The organism is Nocardia pseudovaccinii, assembly GCF_050942345.1.
In the GTDB taxonomy this organism is placed as follows: Bacteria; Actinomycetota; Actinomycetes; order Mycobacteriales; family Mycobacteriaceae; genus Nocardia; species Nocardia pseudovaccinii.
The window spans coordinates 7,529,765-7,543,447 of record NZ_CP192074.1; the positions used below are offsets into that span (position 1 = coordinate 7,529,765).

15 protein-coding genes and 1 pseudogene are annotated in these 13,683 nt (G+C 65.8%); 8 read left to right on the plus strand and 8 right to left on the minus strand.

Features of this window, described 5'->3' with window-relative positions; genetic code table 11:
- Window positions 1-95: 95 nt before the first annotated feature.
- Both ACQPZ2_RS33975 and ACQPZ2_RS33980 read left to right on the plus strand, forming a co-directional pair.
- Window positions 96-1,343, plus strand: coding sequence for an aspartate aminotransferase family protein (locus tag ACQPZ2_RS33975; RefSeq protein WP_433522154.1), 1,248 nt, complete (start codon window positions 96-98; stop codon window positions 1,341-1,343).
- 16 nt (window positions 1,344-1,359) lie between these two features.
- Window positions 1,360-1,854, plus strand: coding sequence for a DUF3830 family protein (locus ACQPZ2_RS33980; RefSeq protein ID WP_433522155.1), 495 nt, complete (start codon window positions 1,360-1,362; stop codon window positions 1,852-1,854).
- Between the two features lie 15 nt (window positions 1,855-1,869).
- Here ACQPZ2_RS33980 and ACQPZ2_RS33985 read toward each other — a convergent pair whose 3' ends face one another.
- Window positions 1,870-2,064, minus strand: a complete 195-nt coding sequence (locus tag ACQPZ2_RS33985) for a hypothetical protein (RefSeq protein ID WP_433527723.1) — start codon at window positions 2,062-2,064, stop codon at window positions 1,870-1,872.
- 182 nt (window positions 2,065-2,246) lie between these two features.
- Window positions 2,247-2,588: pseudogene (locus tag ACQPZ2_RS33990) on the minus strand (methyltransferase domain-containing protein); the annotation flags it as partial.
- Between ACQPZ2_RS33990 and ACQPZ2_RS33995 the strand changes: the two are divergent.
- Window positions 2,587-3,012: a MerR family transcriptional regulator gene (locus ACQPZ2_RS33995; protein ID WP_433522156.1), complete on the plus strand. Its 426-nt coding sequence runs from the start codon at window positions 2,587-2,589 to the stop codon at window positions 3,010-3,012. The pseudogene ACQPZ2_RS33990 and the gene ACQPZ2_RS33995 sit on opposite strands and share 2 nt — an antisense overlap.
- On the opposite strand, the gene ACQPZ2_RS34000 is transcribed toward ACQPZ2_RS33995, so the two are convergent.
- Window positions 2,988-4,376 (minus strand): amidase, encoded by a 1,389-nt coding sequence (locus tag ACQPZ2_RS34000; RefSeq protein ID WP_433522157.1) that lies wholly within the window; start codon window positions 4,374-4,376, stop codon window positions 2,988-2,990. The genes ACQPZ2_RS33995 and ACQPZ2_RS34000 overlap by 25 nt on opposite strands.
- 89 nt (window positions 4,377-4,465) lie before the next feature.
- Window positions 4,466-5,431 carry a D-2-hydroxyacid dehydrogenase gene (locus tag ACQPZ2_RS34005; protein ID WP_433522158.1) on the minus strand — a complete coding sequence of 322 codons (966 nt, stop codon included), beginning with the start codon at window positions 5,429-5,431 and terminating at the stop codon, window positions 4,466-4,468.
- Window positions 5,432-5,516: 85 nt separating this feature from the next.
- Between ACQPZ2_RS34005 and ACQPZ2_RS34010 the strand changes: the two genes are divergently transcribed.
- Genes ACQPZ2_RS34010 through ACQPZ2_RS34020 form a run of 3 tightly spaced genes read left to right on the plus strand, consistent with a single transcriptional unit; the run spans window position 5,517 to window position 7,666 of the window.
- A complete protein-coding gene (locus tag ACQPZ2_RS34010) occupies window positions 5,517-6,257 on the plus strand; it encodes a maleate cis-trans isomerase family protein (RefSeq protein ID WP_063040696.1) in 741 nt (246 codons plus the stop codon).
- A 10-nt stretch (window positions 6,258-6,267) separates the two neighbouring features.
- Window positions 6,268-6,999 (plus strand): maleate cis-trans isomerase family protein, encoded by a 732-nt coding sequence (locus ACQPZ2_RS34015; protein WP_433522159.1) that lies wholly within the window; start codon window positions 6,268-6,270, stop codon window positions 6,997-6,999.
- On the plus strand, window positions 6,986-7,666 hold the full coding sequence (locus ACQPZ2_RS34020; RefSeq protein WP_433522160.1) for a GntR family transcriptional regulator: 681 nt from the start codon (window positions 6,986-6,988) through the stop codon (window positions 7,664-7,666). Before ACQPZ2_RS34015 ends, ACQPZ2_RS34020 begins: the two co-directional genes overlap by 14 nt.
- Window positions 7,667-7,926: 260 nt before the next feature.
- Here ACQPZ2_RS34020 and ACQPZ2_RS34025 read toward each other — a convergent pair whose 3' ends face one another.
- On the minus strand, window positions 7,927-8,373 hold the full coding sequence (locus ACQPZ2_RS34025; protein ID WP_433522161.1) for a phage tail protein: 447 nt from the start codon (window positions 8,371-8,373) through the stop codon (window positions 7,927-7,929).
- 1,056 nt (window positions 8,374-9,429) lie between these two features.
- Window positions 9,430-9,723: a hypothetical protein gene (locus tag ACQPZ2_RS34030; protein WP_433522162.1), complete on the minus strand. Its 294-nt coding sequence runs from the start codon at window positions 9,721-9,723 to the stop codon at window positions 9,430-9,432.
- Between the two features lie 133 nt (window positions 9,724-9,856).
- Here ACQPZ2_RS34030 and ACQPZ2_RS34035 point away from each other — a divergent pair, with 133 nt between their 5' ends.
- Entirely contained in the window at window positions 9,857-11,086 is a 1,230-nt protein-coding gene (locus ACQPZ2_RS34035) for a helix-turn-helix domain-containing protein (protein ID WP_433522163.1), read from the plus strand.
- A 34-nt stretch (window positions 11,087-11,120) separates the two neighbouring features.
- Here the strand turns inward: ACQPZ2_RS34035 and ACQPZ2_RS34040 are convergent, their stop codons facing one another.
- Window positions 11,121-11,282 (minus strand): hypothetical protein, encoded by a 162-nt coding sequence (locus ACQPZ2_RS34040; protein ID WP_433522164.1) that lies wholly within the window; start codon window positions 11,280-11,282, stop codon window positions 11,121-11,123.
- 91 nt (window positions 11,283-11,373) lie between these two features.
- Between ACQPZ2_RS34040 and ACQPZ2_RS34045 the strand changes: the two genes are divergently transcribed.
- A complete protein-coding gene (locus ACQPZ2_RS34045) occupies window positions 11,374-12,264 on the plus strand; it encodes a MurR/RpiR family transcriptional regulator (protein WP_433522165.1) in 891 nt (296 codons plus the stop codon).
- On the opposite strand, the gene ACQPZ2_RS34050 is transcribed toward ACQPZ2_RS34045, so the two are convergent.
- Window positions 12,249-13,658, minus strand: a complete 1,410-nt coding sequence (locus tag ACQPZ2_RS34050) for an amino acid permease (protein WP_433522166.1) — start codon at window positions 13,656-13,658, stop codon at window positions 12,249-12,251. The genes ACQPZ2_RS34045 and ACQPZ2_RS34050 overlap by 16 nt on opposite strands.
- Between the last annotated feature and the right edge of the window lie 25 nt (window positions 13,659-13,683).

The window sequence follows — 13,683 nt, forward strand, 5'->3', positions numbered from 1 at the left end:
CTTCGGCCATTGCTGTGAACCCCGTGCCCATGTTATGCATATTGTCAACAATCCGACAATAGACAATCAGCGGATACGCGCCCGGGAGGCGGATCATGACCGAGTTATCCCCCGTTCTCAAGCAGGCCACCCCGGTAACCGTCGACCACGGATCGGGCTGCTACCTCTACGGCACCGACGGCCGCCGCTATCTCGACTTCACCGCGGGCATCGGCGTAACCAGCACCGGTCACTGCCATCCGCATGTGGTCGCGGCGGCCCAGGCCCAGGTCGCCAGCCTGATCCACGGCCAATACACCACCGTCATGCACCGGCCGCTGCTCGAACTCATCGAGCGCCTCGGCACCGTCCTGCCCGAGGGTCTGGACACGCTGTTCTTCGCCAACTCCGGCAGCGAGGCGGTCGAGGCCGCGCTGCGCCTGGCCCGCCAGGCCACCGGGCGGCCGAATATCGTTGTCTTCCAAGGCGGATTCCACGGTCGCACCGTCGCGGCGGCGACCATGACGACCTCGGGCACCCGCTTCTCCGCCGGATTCAGCCCGCTGATGTCCGGTGTGCACGTGGCTCCGTTCCCCACCGCCTACCGCTACGGCTGGACAGAGGCCGAGGCCACCGACTTCGCACTGCGCGAACTCGATTACCTCTTCGCCACCGTCACCTCCCCCGCCGAAACCGCCGCATTCGTGGTCGAGCCGATGCTCGGCGAGGGCGGCTACGTCCCCGGCAATGCCACGTTCTTCCGCGGGCTGCGTGAACGCGCGGACCGGCACGGCATTCTGCTCATCTTCGACGAGATCCAGACCGGCTTCGGCCGGACCGGAAAGTTCTTCGGACATCAGCACTTCGGCGTCCGGCCCGATATCATCACCATCGCGAAGGGCCTGGCCAGTGGGTTCCCACTGTCCGGAATCGCGGCGCCGCGCGAGCTGATGGCCAAGGCCTGGCCGGGCTCGCAGGGCGGCACCTACGGCGGCAATGCGGTGGCCTGTGCGGCCGCGATCGCCACACTCGAGGTGATCGAATCGGAGGGGTTGGTGGACAACGCCGCCGCGCGCGGCGCACAACTGCTGACCGGACTGTGCGAGGGCGCCACCAAGGCGATCGGCGATGTGCGCGGCCTCGGACTGCTCTGTGGAACCGAATTCACTACCGCCACAGGCGAACCCGATACCGCGACCGCCGTCGCGGCCCAGCGGCTCGCGGTCGAGAAGGGGCTGCTGCTGCTCACCTGCGGTGCGTATATGAACGTGGTGCGGATGATCCCGCCGCTGATCGTGACCGATACCCAGATCGACGATGCGCTCGCGATCTGGTCCACCGTGCTCGCCGAACTCCCCGCGTGACCAGGAGGCAGAACCGATGGCCCGCTACATCTCGATCACTCTGACCAAGGCGGGCGTGACCTGCCGAGCCCGGCTGCTCGACGCGGAGGCACCGCGGACCTGCGCGGCGGTGTGGGATGCGCTGCCGCAAGAAGGCGACGCCTTCCACGCCAAATACGCCCGCAACGAGGTGTACACCCTGCTGCCGCGGATCGTTGCGGCACCGCATCGGGAGAACCCGACCGTCACCCCGATTCCCGGCGACGTATGCCTGTTCGATTTCGAAGCGTGGGAGATCGGCAACCCGGCCTACGGCTATGAGCCCGGTACGGCGGCGCACCACGAGCAGGGCGCCACCGACCTCGCTTTGTTCTACGGCCGCAACAACTTACTGATCAATGGCGATCTGGGCTGGGTGCCCGGAAATGTCTTCGCCACCATCGAGGAGGGCCTCGCCGATATCGCGACGGCGTGCAACGCGCTCTGGCTGCACGGTGTCCAAGGCGAGACCTTGGCATTCGCCCGCGTCTGAGAATTCGTGATCGGCTCAATCGGCGCGCGTCCCGGCGGCGAGAAACATCGGGACGGCGACGAACAGCCGATCATCGCGTGCCCTGGCGACTTGACCGTCGAGCCAAGCGCCTTCTCCCGCGATGTCGGCGAGCATCGGCAGGCACGCGGCGTCGGTCCACACGATCGTGTGAACCTCGACGGTGATGTCGACGAACCCGTTGTCCAGCAAGAGGTTTCGGTAACGGCGAGCGACCCGGGGGTGGCCATACCGTCCGCGCGAGTGTGGACGAGCGTGCGGGTGAGTTCGGGATCGTCGGAGTCGATCACGAACGTGTCCCAGTCTTGGCCGATGAGCACCGCGCGGCCGTTTCGGGCCAGTACTCGACGGGCCTCGGCGACGGCTAGCTCGGGCTCGGCGAGAGTGTGCAGAACCTTGTCGGCGCGGTAGCCGGTGACCGAGCCGTCATCGAGAGGCAGCGCAGTGGCATCGCCGACATGGAACTCACCTGCGGGCCAGCGCTCGATGGCGACCTCGATCATGGCGGGGTCGAGGTCGACGCCGATGGCCCGCCCCCCGCGAGCGGCCAGCTCGCCGACGGCGCGCCCGCTCCCGCAACCGACGTCGACGATGATGTCGCCCAACGCTTCATACGTGCGTTCCCGCAGGCTACAAGCCTGGGGAAGGTCGTCAAGGGCGTCGAGAAGAGTTAGCAGCGTGGACATGGCCGCAATTGTGCGACTTAATGTCGACATGAAGTCAATCGGTGAGGTGGCGGCTCGGTTCGGGTTGCCGACACATGTGCTGCGACATTGGGAGGCGGAAGGACTGCTGGCACCGGCCCGCGTCGGTGACCGTCGCCGCTACACCGATGCGGACCTGCACCGAGTGGCGGCGATCCTGATCTCGAAGGAGGCGGGCTTCGGACTCGCCGACATCCGGACGATGCTGGCTGCCCGGTCCGCACCGGACCGCCACGAGGTGACGGTCCGCCACCGTGAGAGGCTGCTGGCCCGGATCGCCCGGGCGCAGGCCGCACTCGACATGCTCGAGGGCGAATGCCCGTACGACGACATCATGACGTGCCCGCGTTTCCAGGGACTCCTGGATGATCGACTGCAGTCCTCTTCGGTGACCAATCCCGAGGACGCGACTCAGCCCAGGACGTATTCGGCGTAGCGGGCGACCGCGAGGACCAGGTCATCGGAGTGGCGCGGCCCGATGATCTGCAGTCCGACCGGCAGACCCGCGGCGGTCTTGCCCACGGGGATGCTGATCGCGGGTTGCTGGGTCATATTGAACGGATAGGTGAACGGCGTCCACTGCGGCCAGCCGTCGAGTCCGCTGCCGGGCGGCACATCGTGCCCCGCCTCGAATGCGGTGATCGGCATCGTCGGGGTGATCATCAGGTCGTAGGTGTCATGGAAGGCACCCATGGTGATGCCCAGTTGGGCGGCAACCGCGCGAGCGTCGAGATAGTCGACGGCACTGACGGTTTCGCCGCGTTCCCAGACCGCGCGCAGCCCCTGATCCACCTTTTCGCGCGCACTGTCCGGGAATTTCGCCAACATGGTCGCCGCACCGGCGGCCCACAGCACCTCGAATGCGTCGCGCGGGTCTTCGAAACCCGGATCTGTCGCGATGACCCGTAGCTCGGCATCGGCCAGCCGCCGCACCGCCGCATCCACGATCGCGGCGACCTCCGGGTCGACGTGCGCATAACCGAGCGTCGGCGAGTAGGCGACGGTGAGTCCGCGCACCTCGCGCGATATCTGGCCGCGGAAGGTCGTCACCGTGGGCGGCAGTGCGGTCGGATCGCGCGGGTCGGGCAGCGCCAGAATGTCCATGAGCAGCGCGGCATCCTCGACCGTCCTGGTCATCGGCCCGGCGTGAGCCAGCGGACCGAACGGGCTCGCCGGATACAGCGGGACCCGGCCATGCGTCGGCTTGAAACCGACGATGCCGCAGAACGCGGCCGGAATGCGAATGCTCCCACCGCCGTCCGTGCCGACCGACACCGGACCCATTCCCGCCGCCACCGCAGCCGCGCTGCCGCCGGAGGAGCCGCCCGAGGTTGTCGTGGGGTCGACCGGGTTGCGGGTGATGCCGGTCAGCGGGCTGTCGGTGACGCCCTTCCAAGCGATTTCGGGCGTTGTCGTCTTCCCGAGGAACACCATGCCGTCCTCGCGCAGCCGGGCCGCGACCGGGCTGTCCACCTGCCAGGGACCACTCGGATCGACCGAGGTGCTGCCGCGCCGAGTCGGCCAGCCCTCGGTCAGGAAAATGTCCTTGATCGAAATCGGTACACCGTCGAGCAGCCCTCGGGCGTAACCCGAATTCCAGCGCGCCTCAGAATCTTTCGCCTGCACCAATGCGCGATCCGGATCGACCAGACAGTAGGCATTCACCTCACCGTCGCGCGCCGCGATGGCTTCCAGAATCGCCTCGGTCGCCTCGACCGGGGACAGGGTGCCGGCCGCGTAGGCCGAAACCAATTCGACGGCGGTCATCGCGGCCGGTTGCGTTTTGTCCGGATAGCTCATGCCTGCGCCTCGCCAACGCTCGGCTCCGGCATGCGCAAGGCGCGCTGGCACATGGTTCGCTCACTTCGTTCGCTCACGGCAGGGCTCCTTCAGCCGGGCACGTACCCCAGCTCTTTATCGACCACGTTGTCCAAAGTCCGGCCGGCGATCCAATTATCGAAATTGCGGGTGAACGCCGTGACGACCTCGGTTCGCCAGCCGCTGAAATCACCCGAATTGTGCGGAGTAATAAGCACATTCGGCAGATCCCACAGCGGATGCCGCGCCGGTAGCGGTTCCGGATCCACCACATCGAGTGCCGCCCCGGCTATCGATCCGGTGCTGAGTGCGGCGAGAAGGTCGTCGGTCACAACGAGTTCCCCACGGCCGACATTGACAAACCTCGCATGTGGCTTCATCGCGGCGAATGCCTTGGCATCGAACATTTCCCGGGTCTGCGGCGTCAACGGCGCGACCGCGACGACGTAATCGGCAATGGGAAGTTCGGCGAGCATGTCGTTGCTCACGGTGCCGAAATCCGGGTCGGTAGCCCGCGCCCGGCGTCCCACCGCCCGCACAGTCATACCGGCCGCGCGCAATAACCGCGCAATAGCACGACCGATCGAGCCGGTTCCGACTATCAGGACGGAGGCGCCCGAGATGCGTTCGGATTCGCGGTGCCGCCATTCATGTCGTTGCTGCAAACGCAGCGATCCGGACAGATCCTTGGCGAAACCGAGGATCTGACCCAAGACGTATTCCGCGATGGCCGTATCGAATACGCCACGTGTATTGGTGACCACGACCTCGCTTTCCCGAAGTTCGGGGAACATCACCGGATCGACCCCGGTCGAACCCATGTGCAGCCAGCGCAAACGATCGGCCGCGTGCCAGGCGCCCGGGATCGCACGAGTCAGGAAGTCGTAGACGAACAACGCGTCGGCGCCGCGCAATGCGTCGGCGAGTCCGGGCGCTTCCGTGTACCGCACTTCGGCTCGATCGGCCACCGGGGCCATGAGGTCCGCGTCGGGCACACTGTCACTGTGCAGGACGGTGACAATCGGGCCCTGTTCCACATTGACACACTAAAATCGCATCGTATGATTGTCAACAATCCGATCGTTCTCGGAGGTCTGACGGCTGAGCGCGAGAGGGGCCGCATTGGAACTCGGCTTTCCCGATATCGAAGGGCCCGTTGCACAACGGGGGATCGGGATCATCGCACCGTTCGACCTCGCACTCGAACGCGAGCTCTGGCGCTGGGCGCCGCTCGACGTCAGCCTGCATCTGGCCCGCACGCCGTATGAACCGGTGCCGGTCTCGATGGCGATGGCCGAGCTGGTCTCCAATCCGGTCCATCTGACGGCGGCGACCCGCGATGTGATGCATGTCGAGCCGGAAGTCGTTGCCTACCTGTGCACTTCGGGCAGTTTCATCCGGGGGCTCGCCTATGAGAGGTCGCTGCGCGACACCATCTGCCGGGCCGGAGCGCAGGACGCCGTCACCACCTCCGGTGCGCTCGTGGAGGCGATCCAGCATCTGGACATCAGCAGAGTCTCGGTGCTCACCCCCTACGACGAAATCCTCACCCACAAACTGCACGACTTCCTGGCCGAGGCGGGCTGCACCGTAATCCGTTCGGACCACCTGGGATTGGGCGGCGGCATCTGGAAGGTCAACTACCGCACCATCGCCGAACGCATCGTCGGCGCGGACGACCCGCAGGCCCAGGCGATCTTCGTCAGCTGTACCAACCTGCCCACCTACGACGTCATCGAGCCGCTCGAACAGGCGCTCGGCAAACCCGTACTCACCGCGAATCAGCTCACCATGTGGGCCTGCCTGGGCCGGATGAAGCTGCCGATGACCGGTCCGGGAAAGTGGCTACTCAACGTTTTCTGATTGGAAGAGCATGCAGGCACCCACCGTCGGATTCATCTACCCGGACCACGCGGCCGAGGACGACTACCCACTCGCAGCATCGCTGCTCGGCGTGCGGTTGCCGGTGGCCCACATCTATGGCACCGATCTGCACGCCATTCCGGAGCTGCTCGATCTGGGCAGTCCGGACAAGCTGCGCCACGGCGCTTCCTTGCTCGCGCCCGACCAGCCCGACGCAGTGGTATGGGCCTGCACCTCAGGGAGTTTCGTATACGGACCGCAGGGTGCGCGGGAGCAGGTGCGCGAACTGGCCTCGGCCGCTGGGGTGCCTGCCTCGAGCACCAGCCTCGCCTTTGTCGCGGCGGCGCAGGCGCTCGACGTGCGCCGCGTCGCGATCGCCGCGAGCTATCCGGACGAGGTCGCGCGGCTGTTCGTGGAGTTCCTGGCCGATGCCGGAATCGAGGTGGTTGCCTTCTCCAGCGCCGGTATCGATACCGCCGCGGAAGTCGGCACTTTGACCGCCGAGCAAGTGCGCGAGCTGGCGGCCGCCAACGATCATCCCGACGCGCAGGCGCTGCTGATCCCGGATACCGCCATGCACACCCTCGGGGTATTGCCGGAACTCGAGGCCCGATTGGGCAAGATCGTGTTGACGGCCAATCAGGTCACCATCTGGGAGGGCCTGCGACTGACCGGCAGCACAATGGCATCCGGGGTGCTCGGCTCTCTCTTCTCGGAAAGGCACATCCATGTCGGTCGTTGATTTCGAGCCGGTGAACCGGCAGTCGACGGCGGAAATGATCGCCGACCGGCTCCGTGAGGCGATCATGCGCGGCAATCTCGCCCCCGGCGCCCAACTCGGTGAAGCCGACCTCGCAACCCGATTCGGCGTATCGCGCGGCCCGGTCCGCGAAGCACTGCAGCGCCTGCTCACCGAGGGCCTGCTGTACAGCATCCGCAACCGCGGCATCTTCGTCATCGAACTGACCATCGACGATGTCGTCGACATCTACCGCGCCCGAACCGCCATCGAAGGCGGCGCCCTGGCCCTCATCCTCGACGGCCGCCGAGATTTCGCCTATGCGGCTTTGGAGCCCAGTGTCACCGCCATGTGCGCCCACGCCGAAAACGGCGACGCCGCAGGCGTTTCCGACGCCGACCAAGCCTTCCACGAGACCCTCGTCGACAGCGCGGGCAGCCCCCGCCTGGTCCGCGCCGCCCGCACCCTTCTGATCGAAACCCGAATGTGCTTGGGGGCGTTGCAGACAACGTATCCGGACCTGCGTGAGCAGGCCCGAGAGCACGTCGAGCTGCGCGACGCGATCGGCTCCGGCCCGGTGCGCCGAGCGCGCACGCTGCTCGTCGAGCACATGGACGACGCGGTCCAGCGCCTCCACCACCAGTACACCCTCGGCGAGCAGGCAACCTGAAGTCGACTGCTACCCAAGCGAATCCACCCGCAGGTGTTTCCGCCGGTTAACAGAAGCTCGCTGGGCGCGGGTCCAACGATCGACCGAAGGGCAGCTGGCGAGGGTGCGAAGTTTACCCACCTCGGCCCTCGTCAGCTGCTTCGCGATCAGCACGTCGACCGGCCGACGATCCCGCGCGATGATCCTTCCCGCGGCACATCGCGAGGATGAAGTCAGCTCGAGCCGGTATGGACCGCCTGCTGCTCGGTCCGCGACGACATTCAGGTGTTCTCGACCGTGATGTCCTCATAGACGATCGTCACCGCTTCGGTCGCCGGACTGTTCGCTCCGGGATCCAGCGACGGCCCCCGCCAGTCGGACGCCCGAGCGCGCGCCAAGTGCACCCGCTTGACCGGCTTCTTATTCGGGTCCAGCACCATCAACGTGATGTCTTGGCGAGCATCGTCCACACCCCGCATGGTCATGGTCGTATAGATCCATTCGGTGAACACCTTGCTCTGGTCCAACCCGCGAGTGATCGTGATCTCCCCACTGCGCGCGGAGCCCGGCTGGTTCCCGACGATCACCTCGCCATCAGGAGTCACCTGTTTGATTTCGACCGCGTCCTCCTCGAGCGACAGCCCACTGATCTGCTGAACCGTTTCCACCTGAAACTTTCCCAAATCGACAACGAAGGTGGAACCGCTGATTGTGTCGCCGATAGCCATGGAAATCTCCTTGCCTGTCGGGGCGCGGCACAGCCCTCGCTACCCGCGTGGCCTGTACATACTGTCGCGCCATCGTCTACGTCATGGAGAGCACAACGAACTCGGCCAGAACCCGTGGGGCGATTCCCACATCACCCATCATGCGGCGATCCGTGGCGGGTCCGCAGCAGATCGGACCTATCCGCCCCCCGACAAGCAGGGTGCCATTGCGACGGGGGCGCCACGTCGATCGCAACCCGGAGGTACAACACCTGGATCGGGCGATATACGGGGTGATTTTGGAGGATCATACAAAGACAATCGGACAAACCGAGTCAGACTTTGGATTTCTTGTTACTGGCCACCCAGTTGGCGAACCGCTGTACTTACCACCTGTCGGAGGTTCCCTCCGGTCGGACCAGCAGGTCCGGAGAAACCAATCGCCATCGGTCAGCGCGGTATGCGGCTGGCACGGGTAAATCCCACCGAATGCCCGCAATCGGACCACGAGTCCGACGCGATGCTTCGCCCAAGCGAACATCCCTATGCAACGACAGACCTCGGACCACGCACCGCATGTCCACCACATAGCCGAGTAACGCAATGCAATGCCATGTCACAGTTAAGTTTCCGGGTTGGCCGTCCCTGCACTACTGGGCAGACTCCATAGCAGCCCACACTTTCGCCAAGGCAGTGCACACCATGCAACTGGCAACAATTCTGATCGACCAAGATATGCGAGAAGCCCTGCAGCCCCTGCCTTGTCAGCGACTGTGGCAATAAACGTCGTCGAACTCCGAACTGCACCAAGCAGTTTCAGACTCGGTCACTCGCCGCCGCAACGAACTCAACAGTATTTCGAGCCGTCGCGACAGATGCCGGGGTCGGAGGCCCCGCCAGGATGGGTGACGGAGTCGGCCGCCACTGGTCCACTGGGGGAACGACACTTCACCCCACGACCCGGGGCTCGAGCCAGACGGCGTTCTCAGTCGTCATAGTCGGACGGCCAGAAGATCATTGCGACGAACACCGCAAGAGGCAGACCGATAGCGAACACGAGTCCGACCTGCGCCACACTCATCGACGCACCCCGCCCAAGGGCGACCAGCGGCCGAACGACGCTCGCGGCGTTGCACATTCGACATCGGCAACAGCCATCACACGATCCAGCGTCACGGCGTCCACATGCGCCGACGACGGCAGCAACACCACATCGGCCCCCGATGACTCGACCTGCTCAGCCAGACCAAGCGCCGAACCCGGGTCCGCCCAGTGCAGCGGATAGCCCAACCGGCGCGCTAACCGACGCACCTGAGCCGAATCCCATTCGGGTGTCGGTGATGCCGGATCTATCCATCCGAGTGCGTACATTCCCCTGCCTTTCGTCCCCTGTGATTGGCAAGCTCCCGCCGCCGAGGAACACCGTCAACCCAGCGGCGGGGCCTGAACAGGAACCTTGACAGCGCAACCTTCACAACCGGTCCCGCTGTGGGACAGTGAGGCTATGAGTGCATTCGAGCCAGACGACAGCCGTTATGTCGGTCGTCAGGTGCGAGTCATCCGCGCCCGGCGCGGCATCTCACAACAGGTTCTCGCCGACCGGGCCGGGCTGTCTCGCGGCGCTATCGCCAAGTACGAGAACGGCGAACGGCCGGTCGACTCACGCCGGACGCTGCTCGCGCTGGCGTCGGCGCTCGGCGTCACCATCACCGACCTGACTGGCCACGAACAAGAAAAGCTCGACCCCGCCGCCGCCGGGTTCCATATGGCGGTCCCGGAAGTCGAGATCGCACTGTGGACGGCGGGCAACACCACCGACGCCGCGCCGCCGCGCCCCATGGACGAGCTGAGCACCGCCGCGCAGCGCGCGGCCGAACTGCGCATCGCGTGCGATTACGCCGCACTGGGGCCAATGCTCGCGCCGATGCTGACCGACTGCTACCGACATACGCAGGACGCAACCGGAGCCGACCACGAGCGGGCTTGGGACGTACTGTCCACGGTCGCGCACACCACGGCGGCGGCGCTGAAGGCACGCGGGTACGGCGCGCTGTCGTGGACGGCCGCGCAGGAGGCAGAGAATGCGGCCCGCAATATCGGCGGGACAGCCGCACTCGCTGCCACCGCGTTCGCGCGCAGTCAGGTGCTCTTGTCCCGGCCCGGCTGCCTGCCCGCCGCCCTGGACCACGCCGAAGGCACAGCCGACAAAATCGCCGCCAACGTCCACACGGTCGGCGAGATCGAGACATACGGGATGCTGCACCTACAAGCGTCTCTCGTCGTGGCCGCGCTCGGCGGCGACCCGGAGCCGCACCTCGACGAGGCAGCCGAGCAAGCGGCCAGGCTCGCCGACGCGCGACCGGGATCGTCGATTCTGCGCAACCCGACATTCGGCCCAGCGAACGTAGCGCTGTGGCGTATTTCGGCAGCGATGGAACGACGGGAACCGGGCCAGGTGCTCGCACTCGCGCCGAAGCTGTCGCCAGACGATCTGCCCGCCGAGGGCCGCCGGGCGCAATACTTCGTAGAGATCGGCCGCGCACACGCCATGCAGCGCAACTACCGCGACTCGCTATACGCGCTGCTGCGGGCCGAGCACACCGCCCCGCAGCACGTCCGGAATATGGTCCACGTCCGCGAACTCGTCGCCCACATGATGCGGACCGCCCGCCGAGACCTGACTACCGGCGATCTCGGCCGGTTGGCGCAGCGGGTAGGCGTGGTCCCGTCATAGGCGGCGCTGCCGACCGGAAAGTTGTGCGCGGGCATCATTGCCCGACCTGCTCCACCTCCTCGTCGAGCACGTGGACGGCACAGTCCAGCGCCTGCGCCGCCGATAGGTACCCACTGCGGCCACGGCGCCGGATGCGTTCGCGCCGCCGCCGCGGCGGATTGCGCGATTCGCCAGCGGGGCGGTCTCCAGCCGCCATCGAACCTGGCGATCCGCCATCAGCGGAGTCGGCTAACTTGGCAGAGAACCGCGTGGCAAGGCAAGCGGTGCGAGGTTGCGGAGGAGGTTCGATGGATACGAGCGCGGAGACGACGGGTTCGGCGAGCTTCGACGAACTGGCAGTCGAGATACGCCGCCGGATGGATTCGCTGTCCACCGCGCACAAGAAACTGGCTCAGCGAGTGCTGTCGGATCCCGAAGCGGTGGCGTTCATGACTGTTTCCGAGCTCGCCAGCGCGGTCAATGTCAACGAGGCCACGGTCGTACGTTTTGCCAATGGTCTGGGCTTGAAGGGGTACCCGGGGCTGACGCGATTGTGTCGCGAACGGTTGCAAGAGCAAGCGCAACTGTTGCGCCGCTTCGACAACCTCGAACACCTCGTCGCCGAAGGTGTCGGGACGCGCGAACAGACCGTGGCGCTGGATCAAGCGAATATCGCCCGCACCTTCGCGCGTATCGACGACGCGATGTGGGATTCGGCCGTCGATCGGCTGGCCCACGCTCCCCGGGTGCACGTGATGGGTCTGCGCAAATGCCACGCTCCGGCGTATCTGCTGACCTACCTGCTGCGGATGCTGCGGGAGGATGTTTCGGCGATCGATGCCACTGCGGGCACGCTGACCGATGAACTGCGCCGGGTGCGTGCGGGCGATTGTTTCGTGGCGATGTCGATCCACCGATACAGCCTCGACACCGTGCGCGCCGCGCAGTGGGCTCGCCAGCGCGGTACCCACGTCATCGCATTGACCGATACCGCCGTATCACCGCTCGCGGTGTCGGCGCACGATACGTTTTACGTCGATGCGTCCAGCGCCGGCATCCTGCGATCGATGACCGCCTTCACCTCCCTCGCCCAGGCGATGACGGGTGCCGTTGCACAAGTCCTTGGGCATGAAGTGCGCCCGACACTGCTCGAGGAGGAAAAGCTGTTGAGCGAGTTCGGCGTCTACGCCCCCGATTGACCTGGGCGCGTCAGCTGTTCCGCTGTGGCCAGTTGGGCCGCAACGGACCGGCGCTGATGAATCACGCCCGCGGTGACCGCGGTCGTGGTGACCAGTAGGGTCAGCGCGAGCGGCGTACGGGTGCCGGAATTCAGGGCCATTCCACCGACGATGGCCAGCAGGATGATGCCAACCGCGTAGGACACGTACGGGGCGCCCCACATCTTCACCGGTAGAGCAGTGATCTGCGCGGCGGTCTTACGGCGACGCCCGACGATCTGAGTGGCGCAGATGCACAGGTAGACCACGACCGCGACCGCACCCGAGGAGCTGAGCAGGAAGGTGAAAACCGCTCCGGTGGGCAGGAAGTAGTTCGCCACGACCGCCAGGAATCCGGCGCTCGAAGCGGCGAGAACACCGGCGACCGGGACCCCGGAACGAGCGGTCCTGCCCAGCACGCGGGGGCCTTCACCGCGGCGCGAGAGCGAGAACAGCATCCGCGATGACGAGTACAGACCCGAGTTCAGGCACGACAGCACCGCCGTGAGTACCACCAGATTCATGATTGTCCGCGCACCGGGAATGCCGAGCTGGTCCAGCACCGCGGTGTACGGGCTCTCCGTGACTTGCGTTGTGTTCCAGGGCAATAGCGTGACGACAACAAGTACCGAGCCGACATAGAAGATCAGGATGCGGCCGGCGACGCTGCGCATGCTCGCGCGCACCGCGCTGACCGGATCCTGCGCCTCGCCCGCGGCGATCGTTACCAGCTCGGTGCCGAAGTACGAGAAGAACACCGTCAACGACGCCACGAGCAAAGGCATCGCGCCATTCGGGAACAGGCCGCCGTGCCCGAACAGGTTGACCGTTCCCGGCGCCCGGTAGTGCGGAAGCAGGCCACAGACGGCCGCGATGCCGATTGCGATGAAGGCGACGATCGCGACGACCTTGATCATCGCGAACCAGAACTCGAAACGCGCGAAAGACGTTACCGCCGCGAGGTTTACGCCGGTCAAGGCGCTCATGAAGATCAGCGAATACAGCCAGGTCGGCACCGACGGCAGGAGCTGATGGGCGACCGCCGCGCCGGCAATGGCCTCGAAAGCGACTGTGACACACCAGTGATAGGCGTAGACCCAGCCCACCGACAGTCCAGCCCAGGTACCGAGTTCACGGGAGGCGTAGCTCGAGAACGATCCCGTTTCGGGGCTGGCCGTCGCCAGCTCGGCAAGCATGCGCATTACCAGGATGATCACCAGGCCGGTGAGTAGATACACGATGACTATGCCCGGGCCTGCCGCGGAGATCGCTTTGCCGCTGCCGACGAACAACCCGGCGCCGATCACTCCACCGATGCCGATCATCGTCAGCTGCCGAGTGTTGATGCTGTGCTTCAGATTTCCCGAGGTTGGCACGATGCCTTCTTCCCTGAACCGTGGG